The following is a 24,991-nucleotide window of genomic DNA, read 5'->3' as shown; positions in this document are numbered from 1 at the left end:
CGCCGCTCCATCCTGCGGGATCGGTCCAGTGCCCCTAACGTGGCGCGGCATGTTGGCAATCACCGATCTCGCGGCCGAAGCCATCAAGTCGCTGACCACCGATGCGGAGCTGCCCGAAGGCGGCGGACTGCGCATCGCCGCCCCCCAGCCCGAGCAGGGCCTCGAACTCTCGCTAGCCGGCCAGCCGGCCGAGGACGACGTCGTTCTCGCAGGTGAAGGCGTCTCCGTGTTCCTGGAGCCCGCCGCGGCCGAAGTGCTGGAAGACAAGGTGCTCGACGTCCAGCCCATGGAGGGTCCTGACGGCGCCGAGGAGCTCAGGTTCGCGATCGGGCAGCAGGACCAGGTCCCCCAGTAACTACTCCAGCAACGACTACTGCTCGACGAGCCGGCCGGCCGTGACCTGCCACCGCCGGGTGCTGCGGACCGTCTCCAGCATCCGGCGGTCGTGCGTGACGAGCAACACGGTGCCGGGGAAGGACTCCAGCGCCTGTTCCAGTTGCTCGATCGCCGGCAGGTCGAGGTGGTTGGTCGGCTCGTCGAGCACCAGCAGGTTCACCTGACGGGCCTGCAGCAACGCCAGGGCGGCCCGCGTCCGCTCGCCCGGTGAGAGCGAACCGGCCGGGCGGGGGACGTGCTCGCCGGTCAGCCCGAACTTCGCGAGCAACGTCCGGACGTCCGACTCCGCCCAGTCCGGCACCGCGTCGCCGAACGCGCGGGCCAGCGGTTCCGGGCCCATGAACAGGCCGCGGGCCTGGTCGATCTCGCCGAGCCGCACGCCCGATCCGAGACCCGCCGAGCCCTCGTCGACGGGGATCCGCCCGAGCAGCGCCCCGATGAGCGTCGTCTTGCCGGAGCCGTTGGCGCCCGTGATCACCACGCGGTCGGCCCAGTCGACCTGCGCGTCGATCGGCCCGAGCGTGAATTCGCCGCGCCGGACGACCGCGCCGTTCATCGTCGCTACGACGGTGCCGGAGCGCGGCGCCGCCGCGATCGACATCCGCAGCTCCCACTCCTTGCGCGGCTCGTCGACGACGTCCAGCCGCTCGATCATCCGCTGCGTCTGGCGCGCCTTCGCGGCCTGCTTCTCGCTGCTCTCGGCGCGCAGCTTGCGGCCGATCTTGTCGTTGTCGGACGACTTGCGGCGAGCGTTGCGCACGCCTTGCGCCATCCAGTTGCGCTGCATTTGCGCGCGGCCCTTCAGCGCGTCGAGCCGGTCGGAGTACTCCTCGTAGTCGTCGCGCGCGTGCTGGCGCGCGATCGCGCGTTCGGCGAGGTAGCTGTCGTAGCCGCCCTCGTAGACACCCACCCGGTGCTGCGCGATGTCCAGCTCGACGACCCGGTTGACGGTGCGGGCGAGGAACTCGCGGTCGTGGCTCACGATCACCGCGGGGCTGCGCAGGCCGCCGACGAACCGTTCCAGCCGCTCGAGGCCGTCGAGGTCGAGGTCGTTGGTCGGCTCGTCGAGCAGGAGGACGTCGTAGCGGGATAGCAGCAGCGCGGCGAGGCCGGCGCGGGCGGCCTGCCCGCCGGAGAGCGCCGTCATCGGAGCGTCCAGCGCGACGGCCAGCCCGACCTCCGCCGCGACCTCGCCGGCCCGGTCGTCGAGGTCGGCGCCGCCGAGCGCCAGCCAGCGATCGAGGGCGGTCGCGTACTTCTCGTCGGCCCCGGGCACCCCGCCGCTCAACGCCTCCGCGGCGGCGTCCATCGCGGCCTGCGCGTCGGTGACGCCGGTGCGCCGCGCGAGGAACGCGGCGACCGTCTCGCCCTGGCGACGATCCGGCTCCTGCGGGAGGTGCCCGATCGTGGCCGTCGGCGGGCTGACCGATATCCGGCCCTCCTCGGGCCGGCGCTCCCCGGCGAGCATCTGCAGCAGCGTCGATTTGCCGGCGCCGTTCGCGCCTACGAGCCCGATCACGTCGCCGGGAGCGACGACGAGATCGAGCTCGGAGAACAGCACGCGGGCGCCGTGGCCGGCGGCGAGGCCGGTGGCCTGGATCGTGGCACTCGTACTCATATCGGGACGAACGGTAGCGGGCCGCGGTTCACTCGCGGGCGGCCAGCAGCGAAACCGGGTTCCCGCGGGTGCCGGCGACCGTCGTGATGACGCTCGTCACCCCGCAGATCGCGACGGCGCCCACCCCGACGGCGATCACGAACGCCCACGGCACGGTGATCGTCGGGATCCCGATCATCGCCGCGGTGCTCATCGCCACCGCGACGAACGTGCCCGCGGCCGCGCCGACGCCGAGCAGCAGCCCGATGCCCGTGACGGCGAGCGACTCGACCAGCGCGGCCCGCACGACCTGCATCCTGGTCAGCCCGGTCGAGCGCAGCACCGCGAACTCCGTGCGCCGCGCCGCCGCGCCTATCACCCCCGCGTTGATCACGCCGATCACCGCGTACGCGGCACCGAGACCCATCACGACCAGGAAGATGCTGATGCTGGTCGCGTTGCGCGCCGCGGCGTCGCGGGACGCCCACGCGTCGAGCGTGCTCACCTCGCCGATCCCGGCCAGCGCGCCGGCCACCGTGGCCGGGTCGGCCCCCGGCAACAGCTCGACGAACGTCCGGGACGGCGCCTGGGCGAGCAGGTCCGCAGGCACGAGCGCGCCGGGCAGGAGCAGGTCCGCGCCGCCACCGGTGCGCGAGGGCACCTCGGCCACCACGTGCAGCGGACCCGCCGCCGTGTCGCCGATCCGCAGCTCGCCGGAGCTCCCCGGCGTCCCGGCGCCCCGGCCGGGGCCCGCGACCACGGCGTTCCCGCCCAGCCCTGCGACGGCGTCGGTGCCGGGGTGGAACCGGGCGTAGGCGACCGGGTCGACGACGAGCCCGCTGCCGCCTTCGACGTCCACGTCGTCGTCGTAGGTGAAGGTCACCGTCACCGGCACCTCGACCTCCGTCGAGTGCGCCGCGACGCCCGCCACCGCGGCCACCCGGGGCCCGACCGGACCGTCGGCCTCGACGACGAGGTCGGCGACGGTGCTGGCGCGCTGGTCCAGCTCGCCGGCCGAGGCGAAGGACGCCAGCGCCACCGACTGCCCCAGCACCAGCCCGACCAGCACGATCAACGGCGCTGCCGTCGCCGCGCTGCGCCGCACGCCGTCGCGCAGGTTCGCGCCGGCCAGCCCGGTGATGACGCCGGCGCCGCTCGGCAGCAGCCGCGAGACGACCGGCACGAGCACGGGGCTGATCGCGCTCATCGCGACCGAGGCGCACAGCGCCGCGTTGATCGCCATCGGCGGGGCACCGCCCGCGCCACCGATCGGCGCGAGCACGACCAGCGCGATCGCACCGGCCGCGAACACCCCGGCGATCACCCAGCGGCCGACCGTCATGACGCGGGCCGACTCGCCGGTGTCGCGCAGCGCCTCCAACGGCTGCACCCGGGCCGCCCGACTGGCCGCGACCAGCACACCGGCCAGCGCGACACCGATCCCGACCCCCGCCGAGACCCCGAGGATCCAGTTGCGCCACTCGGCAGCGAACCCGGGCGGCGCGAACCCGAGCATCGTCAGCAGCCCCGACTGGAACCGCATCACGACCAGACCCACCGGGATGCCGAGGGCCGCGCCGAGCCCGCCGAGCAGCACCGCCTCACCGACCAGCAGCCGGTGCAGCTGCCGGCGGGAACCGCCGACCAGCCGCAACAGCGCGAGATCGCGCCTGCGCTGCGCGACGGTGAAGGCGAACGTCGAGCTGACGATGAACACCGCGAGGAACGCCGAGAACGCGAGCGTCAGCGCGGAGAGCGTGATCGCGATGGCGGTGCCCTCGCCGTAGCGGGCCCTTTCGAGCACGGAGAGATCCGCCGGCAGCTGGTACGTCGCCGCCGAGATCAGCACCAGCAGCGACGACTGGACGAGCGCGACGCCGAAGCAGACCGTCACCAGAGCGCCGACGAAGAGCGCCCAGCGCTCCACGAACGACGACCACGAGAGGCGCAACACCGGTCAGCCCTCCAGCGCGACGAGGCGGTCGGCCACGTCGCGGGTCGTTGCGCCGATGAGCCGGTCGACGACCCGCCCGTCGCGCAGGAACACGGTGGCGTCGGCGCTCGCGGCCGCCGCGGGGTCGTGTGTGACCATCACGATCGTCTGGCCCGCTTCGACCATCGAGCGCATCAGCGCCAGCACGGTGCGGGCCGATCCGGAGTCGAGCGCGCCGGTCGGCTCGTCCGCGAAGAGCACCTCGGGGCGGGTCACCATCGCGCGGGCGATCGCCACCCGCTGCTGCTGCCCGCCGGACAGTTCGCGCGGCCGGTGCCGGGCGCGGTCGGCCATCCCGACGGCCGCGAGCACCGCCCGCACCTCCGAGCGCGACGGCGACGAGCCGGCCAGCCGCAGCGGCAGCGCGACGTTCTGCTGCGCGGTGAGCGAGCCGACGAGGTTGAAGCTCTGGAACACGAACCCGATGCGCGAGCGGCGCAGCTGCGTGAGCTGGTCGTCGCTCGCGGTCGTCAGGTCGGTGTCGCCGAGCAGCACGCGGCCCGCGTCGACCCGTTCGAGGCCGGCGGCGCAGTGCAGGAGGGTGGACTTGCCGGATCCGGATGGGCCCATGACGGCCGTCCACGTACCGCGCGGGAACTCGACGCTCACATCGTCGACGGCGCGGACGGCGGAAGCGCCGGCACCGTAGGTGCGACGCACCCCGTGCAGCGCGACAGCGGCGAGCGCCGTGCGGGGAGCCGAAAAGGTGGTCATGGGTACATATCTCAGCCGGGACGGGCCCCCACAACAGGCCGATGCGCCCCCGAGCGGAGGTGGGGTTTACCCGACTTCCCCACCGTTTTGTGCACTTGCGCGCCGAATCGGCGCGCATCCACCCAAAACGGTGGGGAAGTTGGCGGGTCGGAACGGCAGGTGCATGCCGTTAGATGCATCCGTGGAACCAGGAGCCCCGTACGAGCCCATGCCCGACGACTGGCAGCGTGCGCTGGTGGTCGTCGCGCACCCCGACGACCTGGAGTACGGCGGCGCCGCCGCGGTCGCGCGCTGGACGAGCGAGGGCCGCAGCGTCACGTACCTGCTCGCGACCCGCGGCGAGGCCGGCATCGACACGATCCCGCCGGCCGAGTGCGGGCCGCTGCGCGAGGCCGAGCAGATCGCGGCGGCGGCCGAGGTGGGCGTCGACGTCGTCGAGTTCCTCGATCACCCCGATGGGCTGATCGAGTACGGCGTGCCGCTGCGCCGCGACATCGCGACCGCGATCCGCCGCCACCGCCCCGAGCTGGTGATCACCAGCAACCACCGCGAGACGTGGCCCAGTGGAACGGCGCTCAACATGGCCGACCACATCGCCACCGGTCGGGCCGCGATCGACGCCGTGCGCGACGCCGCCAACCGGTGGATCTTCCCCGAGGTGGGGGAGCCGTGGAGCGGGGTCCGCTGGGTCGCTGTCGCGTCCTCGCCGCGCAACTCGCACGCGGTGGACGTCGAGGCGGTCTTCGACCGCGGGGTGGCCTCGCTCCAGGCGCACCGGGCCTACCTCGCCGCGCTCGGCGGGCCGATGGCCGACCCCGCGACGTTCCTGCGCACCATGGCCGAGGCCAACGGGGCGCGCCTTCCCGGCGCCACGCTCGCGACGGCGTTCGAGCTCATAGAGGTCTGACCCGACGGTGTCCCGAGGGCTCTGATTACGCTCGTTGCGTGAACCCGTCGTCGATGCATGCAGAGGTGGTCGTCGACGAGCTCGTGCGCTGTGGCGTCACCGACGCCGTTCTGTGCCCCGGATCCCGCAACGCGCCGCTCTCGTTCGCGCTGCAAGCGGCCGATGCGAGCGGGCGCCTGCGGCTGCACGTCCGGATCGACGAGCGCACCGCGGCGTTCCTCGCGCTGGGTCTCGCGCTGCGGTCGGGCCGGCCCGTCCCGGTCTGCACGACCTCGGGCACGGCGGTCGCGAACCTGCACCCGGCCGTGCTGGAGGCGTCGTACGCGGGGGTGCCGCTGATCGCGCTGACGGCCGACCGGCCGCCGCAGATGGTCGGCACCGGCGCCAGCCAGACGATCGTCCAGCAGGGCATCTTCGGCGGCGCTGTGCGGCTGGCCGTCAACGGCGCACCCGGCACCGCGGCGGAGGAGAACGCGCGGTTGCGCTCCGCCGTCGACCGCGTCGTGGCCGCCGCGCTGGGATCGACCGGTGGCCCACCCGGTCCCGTGCACCTCAACATGCCCTTCGCCCAGCCGCTGGTGCCCGACGGCGTGGGCTCCGCGCCCGAGGGCCGCGCCGACGGTGGGCCGTGGGTCGAGGTCGCGCGGTCCACGCGCACGTCGCCGCCGCTTCCGCTCGACCCCGAGGCGCCGACGATCGTGATCGCGGGGCACGGCGCGCCCGAACTGGACGCCCCGGTACCGGTGATCGCCGAGCCCGCCTCGACGCTGTGGCCGGCCGCGCTGCGCTGCGGCCCCTGGCTGCTGGGCAACGCGCCGAAGCCGGCACAGGTGATCGTGGCCGGTCGTCCGACGCTGCACCGGCCGGTGCAGAGCCTGCTCGCCGACCCCGACGTCGCCGTCTACGCGCTCGCCGACCCCGCGGGTGGGCCGTGGAACGACGTGCCGGGCGTGGTGCGGGCGGTCGGCTCGATGCCGCGCCTCGCCCCCGACCCGTCGTGGGTGCAGCGCTGGCGCGACGCCGACACCGCGGCGGCCAAGACGCTCGACCACGCGCTCGACGACCCGGCGGCGCAGACCGGTCTGCGGCTGGCCCGCGCGCTGGTCGCGGCGCTGCCGGCGGGGGCGCAGCTCGTGCTCGGGTCGTCGAACCCGGTGCGGGACGTCTCGCTCGCCGCCGTGCCGCGGCCCGACCTGAAGGTGCTCTCCAACCGCGGGGTCGCCGGCATCGACGGCACCGTCTCGACGGCGGTCGGGGCCGCGCTCGTGCACGACGGCCCGTCGTTCGCGCTGCTCGGCGACCTGACGCTGCTGCACGACACCACCGGGCTCGTGATCGGGCCCGACGAGCCGCGGCCCGACCTGACCATCGTGGTGCTGAACGACGGGGGCGGCGGGATCTTCGGGCTGCTCGAGCAGGGCGCCGCAGAGCACGAGCACGCGTTCGAGCGGGTGTTCGGCACGCCGCACCGCGTCGACATGGCGGCGCTCGGCGCGGCGATGGGCGTCGCGCACACCGTGGTGGACGTCGACGGGCTGCCGAGCGCGCTCGGCCCAGCGGCGGGCGTCCGGCTCGTGGAGGTGCGCGCGGAGCGGGCGACGTTGCGCGCTGCGCACGAGGAGCTGCGGTCAGCGATCAGCGCCGCCGTCGACGCCACGATCTGACGCTGTGTGATGGGTCGGACCTGCTACGTCAGATAATCGGCCCTGAACATCTGGTCAGTAACACGCGCAGTGTTTGACTCGACACGTCGGTGGAAGCTCCCCAAGCACCCGGCCTGCCGTCGCGGCTCGCCGTCCCCGTCCGTACAAGGGGTAGCAGTGGCCAGCAATACCGCCGGACGCAGTCGTCCGGTCATCGAGTTGTTCGTCCAGCTCGCTCTGGTCGGCGCCACCTGGGTGGTCGTCAACCGGATCACCGCCGGCTTCGGCGGTGTCGACGTGACGCAGCTCGGCGTGCTCGCGTTCGCGGCCGGTGTCGCGGCGACGACCCTGCTCGGCGTCGCCGCGTGGGTCACCGGCGACCGCATGGCGCGGCGGGTCGCCGCCGCCGTCGGCGTCTACACCGGCATCGCGCTGCTCCTGCAGGCGCTCGGCGCCGAGGCGGAAGGGTTCCAGGCGCTCGGCGGCAGCATCGCCGTGCTCGGTGTCGTCGGGCTGCTGGCGCTCGCCGTGCGCGGCTCGGCCGACCGCCGCCGCGACCGTGCCGCGGCGCTGGGCGTGCTGGCGGTCGTCGCCGGTGGCACCGGAGCCGCGACGCTCACCGCGCTGGTCGCCCCACAGCTCGTGCCGTCGCTGCTCGTGGTCGCCGCCGCGGATCTCGTCGCGTGGTCGGGTGCGGGCGCGGCCGGGGTCGTGCTGCTGTACGTGGGTGCGATCGCCGACCGTCCGCTGCTGCGCCACGCCGGCCTCGCGTTCGCGACGCTGAGCGCCGCCAACGCCGTGCGGATCGTCGACGCCGCGACAACGCCCGGGCTGCGGTCTCCGCTGGTCGCGGCGATGGAGCTGGGCGCCGTCGCGATGCTGTTGCTCGCGGCCGTCCCGTTCGTCATCTGCTCCGTGCGGGCCGTCGGCAGCCAGCGGGAGCAGTCACGCACCCTGCTCGCTGCCGCGGAGGCCGGGATGGCGCAGCGCGACATCGAGCTGCGCAGGCTCCAGCAGCTCCTGGACGCCCCGGCGCAGCGCGCCGGCTGATCAGGCATCCCGCCTGCGCCACAGGTAGTGCGCCGTCACGGCGACCAGCGTCGGCGGCCAGAAGAAGAGCGGGACGTAGAACCGCAGCACCCCGTCCCACCTCGGGATCTCGCACCCCGGCGGGATGATCACCCCCGGCGGCGGGCCGCCACCGATGAGCGCCTTCACCATCACGGCGGCCATCAGCAGCGCGCCGGCAGCGGCGATCCCGACTGCCAACGCAACCGGGACCCTGCGTCCCCCGACGATCGGCAGCCACCGCGGGAACACCTCGCCCCACGGCCTGACCAGCCCGATCGTCGCCAGCGCCGCAGCCATCTGCACGACCGAGAGCGTCGGCACGTAGAGCATCTCCCACAGCGGCGTCGAGACCGGCATGCAGGGGTTGCGGCCGAGGAACCCCTCAGCGGCGGTGACCAGCCGCCAACCCGCGGACGGCAGAGCCAGCACCGGCACTGCCCATGCAGCCACCTTCGCCCATGTCGGCACGAGCTCGGGGCGGAACGTCGTATCGGCAACCATGACGCCAGCGTCGGCCGATCGCGGTTCCCGCAGCTCCCCCTGCGGGTCGAACCCGCTCCCCTCGGCGGGTGAGGTCGGGCCAGGATGGGCGCGTGGAGCAACCGCGCGTGCTGGTCGAGGACGTCCAATTCGGTGAGTGCCCGCGATGGCACGACGGGCGGCTCTGGTTCTCCGACTGGGGAGCGCAGGAGCTGCTCGCGGTCGGAGCCGGCGGTTCGCGAGAGGTTGCGCACCGGCCGGCCGGAGCGCCGTTCTGCACCGGCTGGCTCCCGGACGGGCGACAGCTCCTGCTCTCGCCGGAGGGCCTGCAGCGCAGGGAACCCGACGGGACGTGGGTGCCGCACGCCGAGCTGCCGACCCGCGGCGGCCCGTGGAACGAGGTGGTCGTCGACCCGCGTGGCAACGCCTACCTCGACGAGATCGGCTTCGACCTGATGAGCGGCGCGGAGCCGCAGCCGGGGACGATCGTGCTCGCGACGCCCGACGGCACCGCACGGCAGGTCGCCGACGACGTGCTCTTCCCGAACGGCATGGCCGTCACGCCCGACGGCTCGAGGCTGCTCGTCGCCGAGAGCTACCGCAACCGAGTCACGGCGTTCGACATCGACGAAAGCGGTGACCTCGACAACCGGCGGATCTTCGCCGAGACCCCCGGCGACCACCCCGACGGGATCTGCCTCGACGACGAAGGCGCGCTCTGGTACGCCGACGTCGGCAACAAGCGCTGCGTCCGGGTGCGCGAGGGCGGGGAGATCCTGCAGGTCGTCACCGTCGACCGCGGATGCTTCGCGTGCGCGCTCGGCGGGCCGCAGGGCCGCACGCTGTTCATCGTCGCGATGGAGTGGAACGGCCTCGGCGGCGACGCCGAGAGCGGCCCGACCGGGCAGGTGCTGGCCGTCGACGTGGAGGTCGGGTTCAGCGCGACGTGAGCCAGTCGTCGGTCTCGCGGTGGCGACCGAGGCCGACGGCGTCGAACTCGTCCTCGTGCCCTCCTGACACGACGCCCAGCGCGCGGAGCGCCTGGGAGATCGGCGTGCAGCCGGCCGCCGGCTTGCCGGGTTCGACGGAGATCGGGCCCAGCACGAGATCGCCGTCGAACCACACCGCCGCACGCTGGAAGCCGACGCCGCCGAAGAAGTCCGCTTCGACGTAGGCGAGCGGCCCCGCCTTCGACCAGGTGGCGAGAGTGGTCGCGGAGCCTGCCGGGAGCAGGCCGAACCCCAGCCGATCGGTCTCGCTCGCGACAGTGAGCGCGGCACGCAGCTCATCGGTCATCGGCAGCAGCACGATCTGCTGGCCGAGCGCGACCGCCGGGTGCCGACGCATCTCCGGCGGGAGCGCGTCGGCCCGTGCGAGCACACCTTCCAGCACGTATCCCATGCGTCAGGCCGTCCGGTCCGCGCGCAGCGCGAACTGCTCGATCAGCGTGTTGAACGGCTCGCCCGTGTCCGGGATCAGGTGCCCCATGCCCGCGCAGACCGCCCGCTCGGCCCCCGTCTCCTTCGCGATCACGTCGCAGATCATCTCCTGGACGTCGCTGTGGCCGCCCGAGACCACGAGCACCGGGAACGGCGCGTCGCGCAGCACGTGCAGCGGCGGGTCGGCCTCGTCCGGCGGGCGGGCGCCGAACAGCTGCCGCATCCCCCGCTCCAGGGGCTCCGGCAGCGGGTCGGGCACCTCGACCGGCGTGCCGGCGATCGGGAAGAAGCGGCGCAGCGCGTCGGCGGGCGGCACGTCGGTGTTCTCGAAGATCGAGCGCACCTGCGCACCCCACTCGGCCACCGCGGGGACGTCCTTCACGACACCGGAGGACGGCGGCTCGGCGATGGTCAGCGAGCGCACCCCGGCCGGTCGCAGCGCGGCGGCGTACATGGCGACGATCGCGCCGTAGGACAACCCGACGAGGTGGCTCGGCTCGTCCAGCAGCTGGTCGGCGACGAGCTGCGCGTCGGCCTCGAAGTCCTGACGCCGGGACCGGGGCGTCCGGCCGTGCCCTGGGCGGTCCGGCGCGAGCAGCGTCCACCGTTCGGTGAGCGGACGCTGCGCGCGCCACGCCTCGCGTCCACCGAGCACGCCGCCGTGGACGAGCACCATCCGCGGCCCGCTGCCCCACTCGTGGACGTGCATCCGGATCGGTTCGGGATCGCTCATGGCACCCAGCGTGGCCGACCGGGATTCCACGGACGTTTCAGCGCAGATTCCTCAGCGCAGGGTCGGGGCGAAGTGCGCGTCCCACTCGGCGAACCGCTGCTCGAAGTACGGCGCCCGGCGGGAGAGCGGCAGGAAGTGACGGACGGTCTCCGCGTAGTAGCTCGCGCGCTTCGCCGGCCGCGGATGCGTGTCGAGCCGCTGCACGTTGCTGTAGCGGTCCGAGAGCTTCACGACGAGCACGTCCATCGGGGCGTCCGCGAAGCCGGCGAGGTAGGCCTCGCGGATCTGCGCGCGGTCGGCGTTCGGGCCGTACTCGGGCTTCGTGACATGGTCGACGAGCTCGGCGACACGGTCGCCGAACGCGGTGCGGACCTCGTCGAGCGTGCACGGCGTGTCCTCGACGACGTCGTGGAGCAGGGTCGCGACGAGGACGTCGGGGTCGGTCGCGCCGGACGCCAGCGCGATCTCCAGCGCCTCGAGCAGGTGGTGGACGTACGGCTCGCCCGCCGGCCGGGTCTGGGAGCCGTGACGCTCCTCGGCGAACGCGTACGCGTCGGCCAGCGCGGCGACGGTCGGTGCGGGCAGCTCGGCGGCCAGCGACCGCTGCGCCGCGGGCCAGTCGGGCCACGAGTCGAAGATCTGCACGTGTGCTCACCTCCGTGAGGGTCAGGAAAGCCACTTTCATGCAACCACGTTGCATGAAAGTGGCTGTCGGGTGAGTCGCCGCAGCCACCGCGGCAGCCCTGAGCACACTCACTCGACGACCACACCCACCTCGGCCAGCTCACCCAGGGGGCGGAGAGGGCAGGAAAGCCACTTTCCTGCCCTGTGAGGGCCGGAAAGTGGCTTTCCTGCCCTCGCGTGCGCAACGCACACACCCCGGCCGGCCACCACGGCCCCGGCCCTGGCCACGGGTCCGCTCGTGCACCCACCCCGTCCGCGGTCGCGCACCCCAGCACGGATTCTCATCCCTCGTGGCGGCCCCAGAGGGCCCTGGCTGACACTCCGGAGACCGCTCTCTGGCGGGTCACCTCGCCACGCCGTTCCCCCATACCGAGATGTGGAATCCCGCCAACTACGTCGATGCCGACGAACCGCACCGTCCGGTCGATTCGATCAGCGAGGACGAGTACTTCGACGTCCGTCGGACGGCCGGATCGCTGATCATCGCCGAGTTCGGCTGCGGCGCCTTCCACCGCCTCGTCGTGACCGGGCCCGCTCGCGGTCAGGTCTGGTTCGACGACCGCGCCAGCGACGGCGGCCTTTCGCCGCAGACGGATTTCCGCACCTGGTACGAGGGCTGGCTCGAAGACCAGCCGGCCTCGCTCCGCAGGATTTCGCGCGGCGCGCGGCGGTGATGCGAGGCTGCGGGAAGGTCCGCCGCGACCTCAGGTTGAGGCGAACGATGTTGAGAGCGACAGGGCCGCCGTCTCGGCCAGATCGGCGAGCTGGCGTTCCAGCTTCATCCGGATGCGGTTGACGGCCTGCTCGCCGAGCGGCAGCCGCAGCGGCGCCGACTCCGCCCGGACCGTCGTGATGATCGCCTCCGCGGCCAGCGCCGGGTCGCCCGGCTGGACGCCGTCCTGGTCGCGCATCCGCGCGCGCAACGTGCCCGCCGGGCCGTCCGCGTAGTCCGGGATGGCCGTCGAGAAGCGCATCGAACGGCCGGCGAACGCAGTGCGGAACGGGCCGGGTTCGACGATCGTCACGCGGATCCCGAACGGCGCGACCTCGCCCGCGAGCGCCTCGGAGAACCCTTCGAGCGCGAACTTCGTCAACGCGTAGGCGGCGTGGCCGGGGTTGCCCACGACCCCGCCGACCGACGACATCTGCACGATGTGTCCTGATCGGCGCGAGCGCATGTGCGGCAGCACCGCGCGTGTGACGGCGAGCGCGCCGATGACGTTCGTGCCGATCACCGCTTGCAGCTCGGCGTCGGAGAGCTCCTCCAGCGCGCCGACCAGTCCGTGGCCGGCGTTGTTGACGAGCACGTCGATCCCGCCGCCCGCGACCGCGTCGGCGACGCAGGCACGCACCTGCGCTGCGTTCGTGACGTCCATCTGCAGGACCTGCGCCGCGCCGAGATCGGCGAGCGGGCCGGTGGAGCGCGAGGTTGCGACCACCTCGTCGCCCTGCGCGATGACCGCTTCGGCAAGTGCCCGGCCGAGACCGGCGGCCGCTCCGGTGATCAACCAACGACGTGGCTTCGATGTCATGGGTCGATCGTGCGCCGAACCGACACCTCATGTCCAAGACATGATTGCCGCTGCATTCATAAGCTGCCAACCTGAATGTGTGGAACTCCGCCAGCTCGCCTACTTCGACGCCGTCGTCCGCCACGGCGGGTTCGGGCGGGCGGCGGAGCAGCTGCACGTTGCGCAGCCCGCCATCTCCGTGCAGGTCAAGAAGCTGGAAGCGGAGCTCGGGGTGGCACTGCTCTCCCGCACCACCCGGCGCGTGCGGCTGACCGAGGCGGGTGAGCTGTTCCTGCGCCGGGTGCACGGCATCCTCGCCGAGCTCGACGCCGCCCGCACCGACATGGCCCGCCTCGCCGGCGGTGTGATCGGCACGGTGCGGATCGGCGCGATCCAGGCGCTCGAACCGCTCGACCTGCCCGGCGCGCTCGCGGCGTTCCACACCCGCCACCCCGACGTCGAGCTCACGCTGCGGTCGGGCGCGCTCCGGCAGCTGATCGACGACCTCGACGGCGACCGCATCGATCTCGCGCTCGGCCCGGTCCCGTCCGGCCTGCCCGAGCACCTCGTCGCAGAACCGCTGTTCGCCGACGAGCTCGTGCTCGTGACCTCGCCCGACCACCCGACGGCAGCGTCCGACGCGCTCGCGATCGAGACGCTCAGCGACGAGCCGTTCGTCTGCCTGCCCGCCGACAGCGGCCTGCGCGGCCTGCTGAACCGGCTGTGTGACGCCGCGGGCTTCACGCCGAAGGTGCCGTTCGAGACCACGAACCTGCCGCGGCTGCGCGACCTGGTGGCGCAAGGCCTCGGCGTCGCGCTGGTCGCGCGCTCGGTGGCCGAGGCGCCCGGCCGGCCCGTTGCCATCCACCCCGTCCACCCGGAACGGGTGTGGCGCCCCGTCGGGGTGATCCATCATGGCGGGAGGCCGCTCGGGCCGGCCGCCGAGGCGTGCCGGGAGCTCCTCATTGCGCACACGACGGGACGTGGCGCGCGGGGAGGGCAGGAACCAGCGTCGAGATGAACCTCAGTGCCGTCCGAGCTTGATCCAAGGGCGCTGCGGTTCATCTCGGCGTGATCGTCGACGCGGACCGTGCCCTCCGGCCACCGCCGCGAGGCCGACCTCCGCGAGCCGCTGAGCTGCTGCTCCGCCGCCAGGATTCGAACCTGGACCATCGGAACCAAAATCCGAGGTGCTGCCATTACACCACGGCGGACAGGCCTCCATCCTGGCATGCGGGCCTGCGCCAGGTTCGCGCGGGAGGCCGCCGAACCTCCCCACCGTTTTGCCGACCTGCGCGCGGGAAACCCCGTGCAAGTAGGCAAAACGGTGGGGAAGTTGGGCGGTGCACCGGATCGCCGTTCGGGTGTGATGGGTGATTCGCCTGAAGTTCGGGCTCCTGGGGCTGTGTTGGGGGCCAGGATCACCTAACCTGCCGTCGGATCCACTCGGAACCGTCCCCCTAGCCGAGGAGCTCGATGTCCGCCACCGCCACCGACGTGGGCGAGAACCCGCTCATGAGCGGCCCGAATCCCGTGATCTCCGGTCGCCGCACGACGTTTCAGCACCTCATGATCTACGTGTTCGTCGTGACGCCGATGGTTGCGCTGGTCGCGGCGGTTCCGCTGGCTTGGGGTTGGGGTGTCGGCTGGCACGATCTCGTGCTGCTCGCCGTGTTCTACGTGCCCGCTGTGCTCGGGGTGACGGTCGGGTTCCACCGGCACTTCACGCACAAGTCGTTCAAGGCGAAGACGTGGTTGCGCGTCGCGATGGCGATCACCGGCTCGCTCGCAGTGCAGGGGAACGTGCTGAACTGGGTGGCCGATCACCGCCGCCACCACGCCTACTCCGACCGCGAGGGCGATCCGCATTCGCCGTGGCTCTTCGGGACGTCGCCGCTCGCCGTCGCGAAGGGGTTCCTGCACGCCCACATGACGTGGTTCTTCGACCGCGACGAGACGAACCACCGCCGGTTCATCCCCGACCTGCTCGCCGACCGCGCCGTCGTCGGTGTCGCGAAGACGTTCGGGATCTGGGTGGCCGTCAGCCTGCTCCTGCCGGCCGTCATCGGTGGGCTGGTCACGTGGTCCTGGGTCGGCATCCTGACCGGGTTCTTCTGGGGCGGGCTGGTGCGCCTGGCCCTGTCCAACCACGTCACCTGGTCGATCAACTCGATCTGCCACATGATCGGCGAACGCCCGTTCAACTCACGGGACAGGTCGCGCAACTTCTGGCCGCTCGCGATCCTCTCGATGGGCGAGTCGTGGCACAACCTGCACCACGCCGACCCAACGTGCGCGCGCCACGGTGTGCTCCGCGGGCAGATCGACATCTCCGCCCGGCTCATCTGGATCTTCGAGAAGTTCGGTTGGGCCTATGACGTGCGGTGGCCGACGACGGCACGGCTCGCGCGGATCTCCGCGAAAGCCTGATCACCCCGAAGGGGGGGTGACGAGCCGACGTTCATGGAACACTGTCGCGGTGCTCAACCCGGATGCAGCAAGACGCGTGACGGTAGGGACTGCGCATAGTCGTCCAGCGAACAGCCCGTGCTGAGCCTCCTACCGGAGCGCGTCGACCGGATCCTGCTGCTCGGCGCGCACTGCGACGACATCGCCATCGGCGCGGGCGGGTCACTCCTCGAGCTGTGCCGCGCGCATCCCGGGGTGAGCGTCTCCGCGCTCGTGCTGACCGGTGGCGGCTCGCTGCGCGAGGAGGAGGAGCGCGCGGCGCTGACGGCGTTCTGCCCCGGTGCGCGGCTCGACCTGACCGTGCTCGACCTCCCCGACGGGAGGGTGCCGAGCCGCTGGGAGCGGGCGAAGCTGGCGCTGGAGGAAGTGCGGGGTCCCGGTGAGCCCGACCTGATCTTCGCGCCGTCGGCGCTCGACTCGCACCAGGACCAGCGCACGCTCGCCGACCTCGTGCCCACCGTGTTCCGGGAGCACCTCACGCTGGGCTACGAGATGCTCAAGTGGGACGGCGAGCTTGCCCAGCCCGGCGCGTTCCTCCCGCTGGCCGAGCCGGTGCTGCGGGAGAAGATCGCCAAGCTGCACGAGCACTACGGCTCGCAGCGCGACCGCAGCTGGTTCGACTCCGAGACGTTCAGCGCGCTCGCGCGGGTCCGGGGTGTGCAGTGCCGGGCCCGGTACGCCGAGGCGTTCCACATCACGAAGATCGTGCTCGGGGTCGCTCCGCTGACGGGTGTGGATCCGGTCGACTGAGGGCGCCCGTCGGTGGCGGCGGCTACCGTGGGCGGCATGTGCCGGAACATTCGCACGCTCCACAACTTCGAGCCGCCCGCCACGCACGACGAGGTGCACAGCGCAGCGCTGCAGTACGTCCGCAAGGTCAGCGGCTCCACCAAGCCGTCGCAGGCCAACGAGGAGGCGTTCGCGCGTGCCGTCGAGGCCGTCGCGGAGGTCACCCGGCAGCTGCTCGACGAGCTCGTGACTTCGGCGCCGCCGAAGGACCGCGAGGTCGAGGCGGCGAAGGCGCGCGAACGCGCCGCCGAGCGCTACGGGCGCCCCGCCTAGAGCGCGCTAGACGGGCGTCACCCGCAGCACCTTGTCGGAGGTCCCGTTCGAGGTCGTGACGATCAGGGCCCCGTCGGGCGCCAGTCGCACCGCGCGCAGCCGGCCCTGCGTGTCGTTCAGCTGCGCGGGTTCGGTCGCCTCCGCGACGTTCCCGTCGGGCCCGATCCGCATGAGCAGCAGCTTCTGGCCGCGCAGGGCGGCGACGGCGAGCGTGCCGTCGAGGTCGCCCCACTGCGGCCCGCGCAGGAACGCCGTGCCTGCGATGGCCTCGACCGGGCTGCCCGACCGCCACGCCGCGGGGACGGCATCGGGGAAGCGTTCGAGGTCGGTCATCGGCACCGACTCGTCGTAGCCGCCGACCGTGCCGCCTTGTGACGGGTCCCAGCCGTAGTTGCCGCCGGCGCGCAGCCGGTTGACCTCGTCGTCGGTGCTCGGACCGTGCTCCGCCGAGTACGCCTGCCCGTTCGCGTCGATCGCGACGCCCTGCACGTTGCGGTGCCCGAACGTCCAGACCAGCCGTTGCGCGGGGTTCTCGACGTTCGCGAACGGGTTGCCGGGTGCGGGTCCGCCGGTCGCGAGGTCGATGCGCAGCACCTTCCCGCCGAGCGACGTCAGGTCTTGCGGGATGCCGCCGCGGGCGGTGTCACCCGTCCCGACAAGCAGCGCGCCGTCGGCCGCGAGCGTCGGACGGCACCCGGAGTGCCGGCCGGAGGAGTTGATCGGCAATCCGGCGAGCAGCGGGTCGGCCACCCGTCGTGCCGACGCGCCGTCGGCCGCCAGCTCCCACGTCACCAGGCGGATGTCGGTGGCGGTGCCGGCCTCGGCGTGCGTCTGGCAGGTCGTGAACCGCCGCGACTGCGCGAAGTCGGGGTGCACGACCAGACCCATCAGGCCGCCCTCGCCGCGCACGTACACGTCGGCGAGGTCGGCGGTGACCGGCGTGACGGTCGCACCGGGCTGGGCGCTGGAGAGCAGCGAGATCCGGCCCGGCCGCTCGGTGATCAGCACCCGGCCATCGGGCAGGAACCCGGCGTCCCACACGTGTTCGAGCCCATCGGCGACGACCTCGACACGCAGTTCGGGGGTGCCTGTGCGGGGAGCGGCCTGCGCGGTCGTCGTGGGAGCCGGCTCGGGCGCCGGGGCGCCCTCGCTGCGCGCAGGTGGTTCGGCGGCGCACCCGGCCAGTCCGACGACGGCCGCGGCGATCGCAGCCAGCCCGACCCGCCGATCACGTGCTGAACGCGGTGGTGGCATACCACCATCCTGCCGCCGTCCGGGTGAGCACACCGTATGAGGGCGTGTCGTCGACGAGCCCCATTAGGGTCTTCCGATGCCCCGCAGTTACCTACGCTTCCCGCACCTGCACGGCGACACGCTGGTCTTCGTCGCCGAGGACGACGTCTGGAGCGCGCCGCTCGACGGCGGCCGCGCGTACCGGCTGACCGCGGACGACGTTCCCGTCGCCAGGCCCCGGATCGCTCCCGACGGCTCGCAGGTGGCGTGGACGTCGACCCGTGAGGGCGCCAACGAGGTGTTCGTGGCCGACGTCGACGGCGGCTCGGCACGCAGGCTCACCTACTGGGGCGACGCGCGCGGCCTCGGGCTGGGGTGGACCCCGGACGGGGATGTGCTGGCCATGAGCGCCGCCGGGCAGGCGTCGCCGCGCCGGACGTGGGCGCACGCGATCCCCGCCGAGGGCGGCACCCCGCGGCGGCTGCCGTTCGGTCCGCTCTCCGACGTCACGATCGCGGCCGACGGCACGACCTTGCTGGCGACGTCGCTCATGTCGCGCGAGATGGCCTGGTGGAAGCGGTACCGCGGCGGCACGGCCGGCAAGCTCTACGTCGACCGCTCCGGATCGGGCGAGTTCGTGCGGGTCGCCGACGAGCTCGACGGCAACCTGGCGGCGCCGATGCTCATCGGTTCTGGCCTCGAGCAGCGGATCGCCTTCCTCTCCGACCACGAGGGCTGGGGCAACCTCTACTCGCTCGGCCTCGACGGCAGCGGGCTGCGCCGCCACACCGACCACGGAGGCGACAGCGCGCCCCCGTTCTACGTCCGGCACGCCTCGACCGACGGCGAGCGGGTGGTCTTCGAGTCGGCGGGCGAGCTGTGGATCGTCGACTCGCTGGACGGGGCATCGCAGCCGCGCCGCATCGACGTCCGGCTCGGCGGGCCGCGCACCGACCGCGACCCGTACCGACTGCACACAGCGGGGTGGCTCAGCTCGGTGCGGCCCGACCGGACCGGCCGCACCAGCGTCGCCGTGGTGCGTGGCACCGTCCACCGCCTCACCCACCGCGATGGCCCCGCGCGCACGCTGCTCGCCCAGCCCGGCGCGCGGGCGCGGCTCGCCGGGCCGCTCGGCGCCGACCGCGCGCTCTGGGTCGACGACGTCGAGGGCGAGGAGGCCGTCTGCATCGCGCCGATCGACCCGCTCGCGACGGACGCCCAGCCGCCCGCCAGGTACGGCAGCGGTGAGCTCGGCAGGGTGCTGGAGCTGGAGGCCGCTCCCGACGGCTCCGCCATCGCGCTGACTACGCACGACGGCAGGCTGCTCGTGCTCGACACCGAGTCGGGCGAGCTGCGGGAGCTGCTCCGCGGCGCCGACGGCGTGGTCGCGGACGTCTCGTGGTCGCCGGACAGCGCGTGGCTGGCGTTCTGCGAGACGGTCGAGGCGGGGCTGACGAGGGTGGTGCTCGCCAGGCTGTCGGACGGCACGTTGGTGCAGGTCACCGAGCCGCGGTTCACCGACGCCAACCCGGTCTTCACCTCCGACGGGAAGTACCTCGCGTTCCTCTCGCGGCGCAGCTTCGACCCGATCTACGACGAGCACTCGTTCGACCTGACCTTCCCGGCGTCGTGGCGGCCGTTCCTCGTGCCGCTCATGGCGCGCACGCCGTCGCCCTTCGGCGCGAGCCCCGACGGCCGCCCCGTCTCCACCGCCGACGAGGCCCCGACCGACCCCCCGGCCCCCGACCCGGCCGACCCGTCGGCGGAGGGCGACGAGCACACCAAGGCCGTCGCCGAGAAGGTCGCGGCCAAGGACGACGACGCGCCGCCGGAGGTGGTGGTCGACGTCGAGGGGCTGGCCGAACGGGTGGTCCCGATGCCGGTCCCGGAGGCCCGCTACAACGGCATGCGAGCGGCGAAGGACTGCCTGCTCTGGTACCGCCTCCCGGTCGCGGGTGTGCTCGGCGACGGGCGGGCCGGCACGGAGGAGAAGGCGGAGCGGCCCGTCCTGGAGCGGTTCGACCTGCACCGGCGCAAGCTCGACGTCATCGCCGATCCGATCTCGTCGTTCGCCGTCAGCGGCGACGGCACACGGCTCGTCGTGCGCGACCACAACACGCTCAAGGTGCTGCGCACCGACCGGTCGGGGTCGAGCACCTCGGCCGACAGCGCATCGGACGGCGGCGCCGACGAGTACGAGATCGACACGGACCGCATCGTCGTCACCGTCGACCCCGCCGCCGAGTGGCGCCAGATGTTCGACGAGGCCGGACGATTGATGCGCGACCACTTCTGGGTCGACGACATGGCCGACGTCGACTGGACCGCGGAGATGGACCGCTACCGGCCGCTGGTGGACGCCGTCGGCAGCCACGACGACCTCGTCGACCTGCTCTGGGAGCTGCAGGGCGAGCTCGGGACGTCACACGCATACGTCACCCCGCCCGGCGGCGAGAACCGCTCGGGGGTGCCGGGGCTGCTCGGCGCCGATCTCGAACCGGCGCCGGACGGCGGCTGGCGGGTGGTCCGCGTGCTGCCGCCGGAGACGTCCGCCCCCGCCGCGCGCAGCCCGCTGGCCAGCCCCGGTGTCGACGTGCGGGCCGGCGACGTGATCCTCGAGGTCGGTGGGCGCCCGCTCGACCCCGCGTGGGGGCCCGCGCCCCTGCTCGTCTCGCTGGCCGGTGAGCTGGTGGAGCTGACCGTGCGCACCGGACCCGACCGCGAAGGGGCGGGGGAGGTTCGCCGCGTGGTCGTCCGACCGCTCGACTCCGACGCCGCGCTGCGCTACCAGGACTGGGTCAGCGGCCGCCGCGCCGCCGTCGCGGAGCTCTCCGGCGGGCGGCTCGGCTACCTGCACGTCCCGGACATGATGGCGCCCGGGTGGGCGCAGCTGCACCGCGACCTGAGCCGGGAGATCTCGCGCGACGGGCTGATCCTCGACGTCAGGGGCAACGGCGGCGGCCACACGTCGCAGCTCGTGGTCGAGAAGCTCGCCCGCAAGGTCATCGGCTGGGAGGTCATCCGGCACCGCGGACCCGTCACGTACCCGGAGGACGCGCCGCGCGGCCCGATCGTCGCGCTGGCCGACGAGCTCTCCGGCTCCGACGGCGACATCGTCACCGCGGCGATCAAGCGGATGGGCATCGCGCCCGTCGTCGGCACCCGGACGTGGGGCGGCGTGATCGGGATCGACAGCCGGTACGCGCTCGTCGACCGCACCCGCGTCACGCAGCCGCGCTACGCGTTCTGGTTCGACGACACCGGCTGGGAGGTCGAGAACCGCGGCGTCGAGCCGGACGTCGAGGTCGTGATCCTGCCGCAGGACTGGGCCGCGGATCGCGACCCGCAGCTGGAGCGGGCCGTCGCGATGGCGCTGGAGGCGCTGGAGCAGCGCCCGGCCGTCGCACCGCCCGACCCGGCCACGCGGCCGACCCGCCGGAAGCCGGAGCTGCCCCCACGCCCGTGACGCGCACCCCGGGGTCCGTCCCCGGGCGATCCCTGATCCGACGGGCGTCCCCCTGCGATTGGCTGTGTTCCGGTCCGGTCGAAGGGGGACAAACATGATCGAGTCGGTGGGGCTCACCAAGCGGTACGGCGCGACGCTCGCCGTCGACGACCTGTCGTTCAGCGTGCGGTCGGGGACCGTCACCGGCTTCCTCGGGCCGAACGGCGCCGGCAAGTCGACGACGATGCGGATGATCCTGGGGCTCGACCGCCCGACGGCCGGCGAGGTCCGGATCGGCGGCAAGCTCTACCGGGAGCTGACGCACCCGCTGCGCACCGTCGGCGCGCTGCTGGACGCGAAGTGGGTGCACCCGAACCGGTCGGCCCGCTCCCAGCTGCGGTGGATGGCGCGCACCAACCGGCTGCCGGAAGCGCGGGTCGACGAGGTGCTCGACATCGTCGGGCTCACGGCCGTCGCGCGCCAGCGCGCCGGGACGTACTCGCTGGGGATGTCGCAGCGGCTCGGCATCGCCGGCGCGCTGCTCGGCGACCCCGAGGTGCTGCTGTTCGACGAGCCGGTGAACGGGCTCGACCCGGAGGGGATCCACTGGATCCGCCGGTTCATGCAGCAGCTCGCCCGCGAAGGGCGCACGGTGTTCGTCTCCAGCCACCTGCTCTCCGAGATGGCGCTGACCGCGACCGACCTGGTGGTGATCGGGCGCGGGCGGCTGATCTCGCAGGGCCCGACGGCGGAGTTCGCCGACAGCGCGAGCGGCGCCGTCGTGCAGGTGCGCGGGCCGCACCTCGGTGAACTCGCCGATGTGCTGCGGCAGGCGGGGTTGGCCGTCGTCGACGTGCCCGCCGAGGCCGCGCTGCACGTCAGCGGCTCGTCGACGGAGCACGTCGGGGAGATCGCGGCCGCGAACGGGCTGGTGCTGCACGAGCTGTCGCGGCGCGGCAGCTCGCTGGAGGAAGCGTTCATGGAGATCACGAAGCAGGACGTCGAGTACGTCACGGGAGCGACGGCATGAACCTCCTCGCAGCCGAACGCATCAAGCTCTTCTCGACCCGCTCGCCGTGGTGGTGCACCGCGGTCGCCATCGCGCTCGTCGTCGGTGGGATGGCGCTGCTCGCAGCGAGCGCCCCGGCCGACATCGGGCCGATCCCGACCTGGGTCACCTCGCAGTTCCTGCAGTTCGGGATGGTCGTCGTGATGGTCATGGCGACGGTGTCGGTGACGACGGAGTACCGCTTCTCGACGATCCGCACGACGTTCCAGGCCGTGCCGAACCGGACCGCCGCGTTGCTGGCCAAGACCGCCGTGGTCGGGATCGTCGCGACGATCGCCGGGCTGGTCTCGGCGTTCGGCGGGTGGGCGATGATGGCGCTGCTGCGTCCCGACCCGGCGCTGGCACTGACCACCGACGCGCAGTGGCGTGCGATCGCGGGGGCCGGGCCGGCGTTCCTCGTGGCTGCAGTGCTGGCCGTCGCGGTCGGGATCCTCGTCCGGCAGACCGCGGGCGCGGTGGCGCTGCTGCTGGTCTGGACGTTGCTGGTGGAGAACCTGATCCGGGTGATCCCGGACGTCGGGCCCCTCATCTACCAGTGGCTGCCCTTCACCAACATCATGAACTTCCTGGCGGGCGGCTCGGCCGACGTCGAGGAGGAGGTCGGGGTCATGGCGCTCACGCCGTGGGCCTCGCTCGCGTACGTCGCGGCTCTCGCCGGGGGTCTGCTCGTCGTCGCGATCGTCACGGCGAACCGCCGCGACGCCTGACGGGCTAACGGCCCACGAACTTCCCCACCGTTTTGTGCATCTGCGCGCTCCACAGGCGCGCAAGTGCACAAAACGGTGGGGAAGTTCGGTCAGTTGACGCGGCCGACGCCGACGACGAGGCCGCGTCGCTCGGGCGGGATCTGCCCCTCGTCGGCGCGCCACATGCTCGCGTCCACGATCCCGGGCTCCACCAGCTCGGTCCCGTCGAGGAGCGCGGTGATGGCGGCCACCGACCTCATGTGGACCGGGTTGGCCGTGTTGCGGTAGATGCCTTCCGTCCCGGCCGCGATGTCGGGATCGAACTCGGAGGTCCCGTGGCTCAGCACGTGGATGCTGCCGGGGACGAGGCGGCTGCGGTAGTCGGCGACCAGCGCCAGCGGGTCCTCTTCGTCGCTGACGAAGTGCAGCACCGCGATCGTGAGCAGCGCGACCGGGCGGCTGAGGTCGAGCAGGTCGCGGACGCCCGGCGCATTGAAGACGGCGTCGGGGTCGCGGACGTCCGCAGCGGTGATGGTGCAGTTGGCGAGACCACCGAGCAGGGCCTGCGCCGACGCGACCGTGACGGGCTCGTTGTCGACGTAGGCGACCCGCGCGTCCGGCTCCATCGCCTGCGCGACCTCGTGGACGTTCCCGACCGTCGGGATGCCCGAGCCGAGGTCGAGGAACTGGTCGACGCCCTCGCCGATGCAGTACCGGACGGCGCGGGAGAGGAAGGCGCGGTTGTCGTGCGTGGCCTTCCGGATCCAGGGGGCGGCCGCGATGGCCAGCTCGGCGGCGGCGCGATCGGCGGCGAAGTTGTGCGAGCCGCCGAGGTAGTAGTCGTACATGCGGGCGGCGTTGGGGCGGTCGGGGTCCACCTGTGACAGTGCGGAGAGGTCGGTCACGAGGCGCGACCTGCGCGAGTGGTCATCGGCCGATCCTGCCGCACATGGGCGGAACGCGTCGACAACGACGTTATGGCTGTTTTTCGGCCGCGGAAACAGCCAAAACGTCGTTGTCGACGGTCACGGCTCGCGGATGCGGCCGATGCCGGCGATGAACCCGCGGCGCTGCGCCGCCGGGTCCGTGTCCTCGGGCGCGCGCCAGAGCCGGGCGTCCACGAGCCCGGGCTCGACCAGGTCGGTGCCGTCGAGCAGCTGGGCGATGCTCCCCGCGGTGCGGGAGTGGATCGGGTTGGCGGTGCGCCGGTAGATGGCCTCCGTCGCCGCGGCCTCCTCGGGGTCGAAGTCGGCGGTCGCGTGGCTCAGCGCGTGGAAGCTGCCGGGCACGAGGTCGGCCCGGTAGTCGCGGACGATCTGCCACGGGTCCTCGTCGTCGGGGACGAAGTGCAGGACCGCGACGGTGAGCAGCCCGACGGGCCGGCTGAGGTCGAGCAGGTCGCGCACGCCCGGCGCGTTGAACACCGCCTGCGGGTCGCGCATGTCGGCGGCGGTGATCGTGCTGAGCGGGTCGTCGGCGAGCAGCGCGGCCGCCGACGCGACCGTGACGGGCTCGTTGTCGACGTAGGCGACCCGCGCGTTCGGCTCGATGGCCCGCGCCACCTCGTGCACGTTGCCGACCGTCGGGATGCCGGAGCCGAGGTCGAGGAACTGGTCGACGCCCTCCGCGAGGCAGAACCGCACCGCGCGGGCGAGGAACTCGCGGTTGGCGTGCACCGCCTGGCGCACCCACGGGAGCACCGCCTCCGTCTTGTCGGCGGCGGCCCGGTCGGCGGCGAAGTTGTGCGAGCCGCCGAGGAAGTAGTCGTACATCCTGGCGGCGTTCGGGACGTCGGGGTTGACCTCGGGCAGCTTGGCGAGATCGGACATGGCGGTGATCGTGCCGGTATGTGCGGCCCC

At 73.0% G+C, this 24,991-nt stretch carries 24 protein-coding genes and 1 tRNA gene; 13 read left to right on the top strand and 12 right to left on the bottom strand.

Translation table 11 applies throughout. From position 1 onward, the window contains the following. Nucleotides 1-49 precede the first annotated feature (49 nt). The gene (locus LL648_RS02050; protein WP_232660627.1) at nt 50-355 is read left to right on the top strand and encodes an adhesin; all 306 of its coding nucleotides are present in this window, start codon (nt 50-52) and stop codon (nt 353-355) included. A gap of 15 nt (nt 356-370) precedes the next feature. Here the strand turns inward: LL648_RS02050 and LL648_RS02045 are convergent, their stop codons facing one another. From LL648_RS02045 to LL648_RS02035, 3 genes are read right to left on the bottom strand one after another with little or no spacing between them, the layout of a single operon-like run. Beyond that, on the bottom strand, nt 371-2,014 hold the full coding sequence (locus tag LL648_RS02045) for an ABC-F family ATP-binding cassette domain-containing protein (protein WP_232660626.1): 1,644 nt from the start codon (nt 2,012-2,014) through the stop codon (nt 371-373). A gap of 28 nt (nt 2,015-2,042) precedes the next feature. After that, the gene (locus LL648_RS02040) at nt 2,043-3,947 is read right to left on the bottom strand and encodes an ABC transporter permease (protein ID WP_232660625.1); all 1,905 of its coding nucleotides are present in this window, start codon (nt 3,945-3,947) and stop codon (nt 2,043-2,045) included. 3 nt (nt 3,948-3,950) lie between these two features. Beyond that, complete coding sequence (locus LL648_RS02035) at nt 3,951-4,700, bottom strand: ABC transporter ATP-binding protein (protein ID WP_232660624.1); 750 nt, start codon at nt 4,698-4,700, stop codon at nt 3,951-3,953. A 208-nt stretch (nt 4,701-4,908) separates the two neighbouring features. Between LL648_RS02035 and LL648_RS02030 the strand changes: the two genes are divergently transcribed. The 3 genes from LL648_RS02030 (at nt 4,909) to LL648_RS02020 (ending at nt 8,300) form a co-directional block, all read left to right on the top strand. After that, nucleotides 4,909-5,607 (top strand): PIG-L deacetylase family protein, encoded by a 699-nt coding sequence (locus LL648_RS02030; RefSeq protein WP_232660944.1) that lies wholly within the window; start codon nt 4,909-4,911, stop codon nt 5,605-5,607. 38 nt (nt 5,608-5,645) lie between these two features. After that, nucleotides 5,646-7,271: a 2-succinyl-5-enolpyruvyl-6-hydroxy-3-cyclohexene-1-carboxylic-acid synthase gene (gene menD / locus LL648_RS02025; protein WP_232660623.1), complete on the top strand. Its 1,626-nt coding sequence runs from the start codon at nt 5,646-5,648 to the stop codon at nt 7,269-7,271. A 156-nt stretch (nt 7,272-7,427) separates the two neighbouring features. After that, nucleotides 7,428-8,300, top strand: coding sequence for a hypothetical protein (locus tag LL648_RS02020; RefSeq protein ID WP_232660622.1), 873 nt, complete (start codon nt 7,428-7,430; stop codon nt 8,298-8,300). Here the strand turns inward: LL648_RS02020 and LL648_RS02015 are convergent, their stop codons facing one another. Then, nucleotides 8,301-8,822 (bottom strand): hypothetical protein, encoded by a 522-nt coding sequence (locus tag LL648_RS02015; RefSeq protein WP_232660621.1) that lies wholly within the window; start codon nt 8,820-8,822, stop codon nt 8,301-8,303. A gap of 92 nt (nt 8,823-8,914) precedes the next feature. On the opposite strand from LL648_RS02015, the gene LL648_RS02010 reads away from it, so the two are divergent. Beyond that, complete coding sequence (locus LL648_RS02010; RefSeq protein WP_232660620.1) at nt 8,915-9,751, top strand: SMP-30/gluconolactonase/LRE family protein; 837 nt, start codon at nt 8,915-8,917, stop codon at nt 9,749-9,751. Here the strand turns inward: LL648_RS02010 and LL648_RS02005 are convergent. The 3 genes from LL648_RS02005 to LL648_RS01995 are packed head-to-tail and all read right to left on the bottom strand — an operon-like array spanning nt 9,738 to nt 11,618. Beyond that, nucleotides 9,738-10,202, bottom strand: coding sequence for a hypothetical protein (locus LL648_RS02005; RefSeq protein ID WP_232660619.1), 465 nt, complete (start codon nt 10,200-10,202; stop codon nt 9,738-9,740). The two genes, LL648_RS02010 and LL648_RS02005, sit on opposite strands and share 14 nt — an antisense overlap. A gap of 3 nt (nt 10,203-10,205) precedes the next feature. After that, a complete protein-coding gene (locus LL648_RS02000) occupies nt 10,206-10,973 on the bottom strand; it encodes an alpha/beta fold hydrolase (RefSeq protein ID WP_232660618.1) in 768 nt (255 codons plus the stop codon). 51 nt (nt 10,974-11,024) lie between these two features. After that, complete coding sequence (locus LL648_RS01995; protein WP_232660617.1) at nt 11,025-11,618, bottom strand: HD domain-containing protein; 594 nt, start codon at nt 11,616-11,618, stop codon at nt 11,025-11,027. A gap of 413 nt (nt 11,619-12,031) precedes the next feature. Here LL648_RS01995 and LL648_RS01990 point away from each other — a divergent pair, with 413 nt between their 5' ends. Further along, nucleotides 12,032-12,331: a hypothetical protein gene (locus tag LL648_RS01990; RefSeq protein WP_232660616.1), complete on the top strand. Its 300-nt coding sequence runs from the start codon at nt 12,032-12,034 to the stop codon at nt 12,329-12,331. Between the two features lie 30 nt (nt 12,332-12,361). Here the strand turns inward: LL648_RS01990 and LL648_RS01985 are convergent, their stop codons facing one another. After that, nucleotides 12,362-13,189, bottom strand: coding sequence for an SDR family NAD(P)-dependent oxidoreductase (locus LL648_RS01985; protein WP_232660615.1), 828 nt, complete (start codon nt 13,187-13,189; stop codon nt 12,362-12,364). Nucleotides 13,190-13,268: 79 nt separating this feature from the next. Here LL648_RS01985 and LL648_RS01980 point away from each other — a divergent pair, with 79 nt between their 5' ends. Further along, the gene (locus LL648_RS01980) at nt 13,269-14,189 is read left to right on the top strand and encodes a LysR family transcriptional regulator (RefSeq protein WP_232660614.1); all 921 of its coding nucleotides are present in this window, start codon (nt 13,269-13,271) and stop codon (nt 14,187-14,189) included. Nucleotides 14,190-14,311: 122 nt separating this feature from the next. Here LL648_RS01980 and LL648_RS01975 read toward each other — a convergent pair. After that, nucleotides 14,312-14,382 (bottom strand) — tRNA-Gln (locus tag LL648_RS01975). Between the two features lie 262 nt (nt 14,383-14,644). Here LL648_RS01975 and LL648_RS01970 point away from each other — a divergent pair. The 3 genes from LL648_RS01970 (at nt 14,645) to LL648_RS01960 (ending at nt 16,699) form a co-directional block, all read left to right on the top strand. Then, nucleotides 14,645-15,598 carry an acyl-CoA desaturase gene (locus tag LL648_RS01970; RefSeq protein WP_232660613.1) on the top strand — a complete coding sequence of 318 codons (954 nt, stop codon included), beginning with the start codon at nt 14,645-14,647 and terminating at the stop codon, nt 15,596-15,598. Nucleotides 15,599-15,715: 117 nt separating this feature from the next. After that, nucleotides 15,716-16,387 carry a PIG-L deacetylase family protein gene (locus tag LL648_RS01965; RefSeq protein ID WP_232660612.1) on the top strand — a complete coding sequence of 224 codons (672 nt, stop codon included), beginning with the start codon at nt 15,716-15,718 and terminating at the stop codon, nt 16,385-16,387. A 36-nt stretch (nt 16,388-16,423) separates the two neighbouring features. Further along, nucleotides 16,424-16,699 (top strand): DUF2277 domain-containing protein, encoded by a 276-nt coding sequence (locus LL648_RS01960; protein WP_232660611.1) that lies wholly within the window; start codon nt 16,424-16,426, stop codon nt 16,697-16,699. A 6-nt stretch (nt 16,700-16,705) separates the two neighbouring features. On the opposite strand, the gene LL648_RS01955 is transcribed toward LL648_RS01960, so the two are convergent. Next, a complete protein-coding gene (locus tag LL648_RS01955) occupies nt 16,706-17,953 on the bottom strand; it encodes a PQQ-dependent sugar dehydrogenase (RefSeq protein ID WP_232660610.1) in 1,248 nt (415 codons plus the stop codon). 76 nt (nt 17,954-18,029) lie between these two features. On the opposite strand from LL648_RS01955, the gene LL648_RS01950 reads away from it, so the two are divergent. The 3 genes from LL648_RS01950 (at nt 18,030) to LL648_RS01940 (ending at nt 23,153) form a co-directional block, all read left to right on the top strand. Beyond that, a complete protein-coding gene (locus LL648_RS01950) occupies nt 18,030-21,398 on the top strand; it encodes a S41 family peptidase (protein ID WP_232660609.1) in 3,369 nt (1,122 codons plus the stop codon). Between the two features lie 94 nt (nt 21,399-21,492). Then, nucleotides 21,493-22,407 carry an ABC transporter ATP-binding protein gene (locus tag LL648_RS01945; protein ID WP_232660608.1) on the top strand — a complete coding sequence of 305 codons (915 nt, stop codon included), beginning with the start codon at nt 21,493-21,495 and terminating at the stop codon, nt 22,405-22,407. Further along, nucleotides 22,404-23,153 carry a hypothetical protein gene (locus tag LL648_RS01940; protein WP_232660607.1) on the top strand — a complete coding sequence of 250 codons (750 nt, stop codon included), beginning with the start codon at nt 22,404-22,406 and terminating at the stop codon, nt 23,151-23,153. The genes LL648_RS01945 and LL648_RS01940 overlap by 4 nt, the downstream gene beginning before the upstream one ends. Nucleotides 23,154-23,242: 89 nt before the next feature. Here LL648_RS01940 and LL648_RS01935 read toward each other — a convergent pair whose 3' ends face one another. Further along, entirely contained in the window at nt 23,243-24,037 is a 795-nt protein-coding gene (locus LL648_RS01935) for an SAM-dependent methyltransferase (RefSeq protein WP_232660606.1), read from the bottom strand. Nucleotides 24,038-24,157: 120 nt separating this feature from the next. After that, the gene (locus LL648_RS01930) at nt 24,158-24,961 is read right to left on the bottom strand and encodes an SAM-dependent methyltransferase (RefSeq protein ID WP_232660605.1); all 804 of its coding nucleotides are present in this window, start codon (nt 24,959-24,961) and stop codon (nt 24,158-24,160) included. Nucleotides 24,962-24,991: the final 30 nt, after the last annotated feature.

Origin of the sequence: Pseudonocardia sp. TRM90224 (assembly GCF_021245725.1) — a bacterium.
Taxonomy (GTDB): Bacteria; Actinomycetota; Actinomycetes; order Mycobacteriales; family Pseudonocardiaceae; genus Pseudonocardia.
This window is presented reverse-complemented; position numbering and strand designations above follow the sequence as displayed.

Coding starts and splice junctions, on each gene's coding strand:
- LL648_RS02050 (WP_232660627.1), top strand. CDS start 50: ATGTTGGCAATCACCGATCTCGCGGCCGAAGCCATCAAGTCGCTGACC.
- LL648_RS02045 (WP_232660626.1), bottom strand. CDS start 2,014: ATGAGTACGAGTGCCACGATCCAGGCCACCGGCCTCGCCGCCGGCCAC.
- LL648_RS02035 (WP_232660624.1), bottom strand. CDS start 4,700: ATGACCACCTTTTCGGCTCCCCGCACGGCGCTCGCCGCTGTCGCGCTG.
- LL648_RS02030 (WP_232660944.1), top strand. CDS start 4,909: ATGCCCGACGACTGGCAGCGTGCGCTGGTGGTCGTCGCGCACCCCGAC.
- LL648_RS02015 (WP_232660621.1), bottom strand. CDS start 8,822: ATGGTTGCCGATACGACGTTCCGCCCCGAGCTCGTGCCGACATGGGCG.
- LL648_RS02005 (WP_232660619.1), bottom strand. CDS start 10,202: ATGGGATACGTGCTGGAAGGTGTGCTCGCACGGGCCGACGCGCTCCCG.
- LL648_RS02000 (WP_232660618.1), bottom strand. CDS start 10,973: ATGAGCGATCCCGAACCGATCCGGATGCACGTCCACGAGTGGGGCAGC.
- LL648_RS01990 (WP_232660616.1), top strand. CDS start 12,032: ATGTGGAATCCCGCCAACTACGTCGATGCCGACGAACCGCACCGTCCG.
- LL648_RS01985 (WP_232660615.1), bottom strand. CDS start 13,189: ATGACATCGAAGCCACGTCGTTGGTTGATCACCGGAGCGGCCGCCGGT.
- LL648_RS01970 (WP_232660613.1), top strand. CDS start 14,645: ATGTCCGCCACCGCCACCGACGTGGGCGAGAACCCGCTCATGAGCGGC.
- LL648_RS01960 (WP_232660611.1), top strand. CDS start 16,424: ATGTGCCGGAACATTCGCACGCTCCACAACTTCGAGCCGCCCGCCACG.
- LL648_RS01955 (WP_232660610.1), bottom strand. CDS start 17,953: ATGCCACCACCGCGTTCAGCACGTGATCGGCGGGTCGGGCTGGCTGCG.
- LL648_RS01950 (WP_232660609.1), top strand. CDS start 18,030: ATGCCCCGCAGTTACCTACGCTTCCCGCACCTGCACGGCGACACGCTG.
- LL648_RS01945 (WP_232660608.1), top strand. CDS start 21,493: ATGATCGAGTCGGTGGGGCTCACCAAGCGGTACGGCGCGACGCTCGCC.
- LL648_RS01940 (WP_232660607.1), top strand. CDS start 22,404: ATGAACCTCCTCGCAGCCGAACGCATCAAGCTCTTCTCGACCCGCTCG.
- LL648_RS01930 (WP_232660605.1), bottom strand. CDS start 24,961: ATGTCCGATCTCGCCAAGCTGCCCGAGGTCAACCCCGACGTCCCGAAC.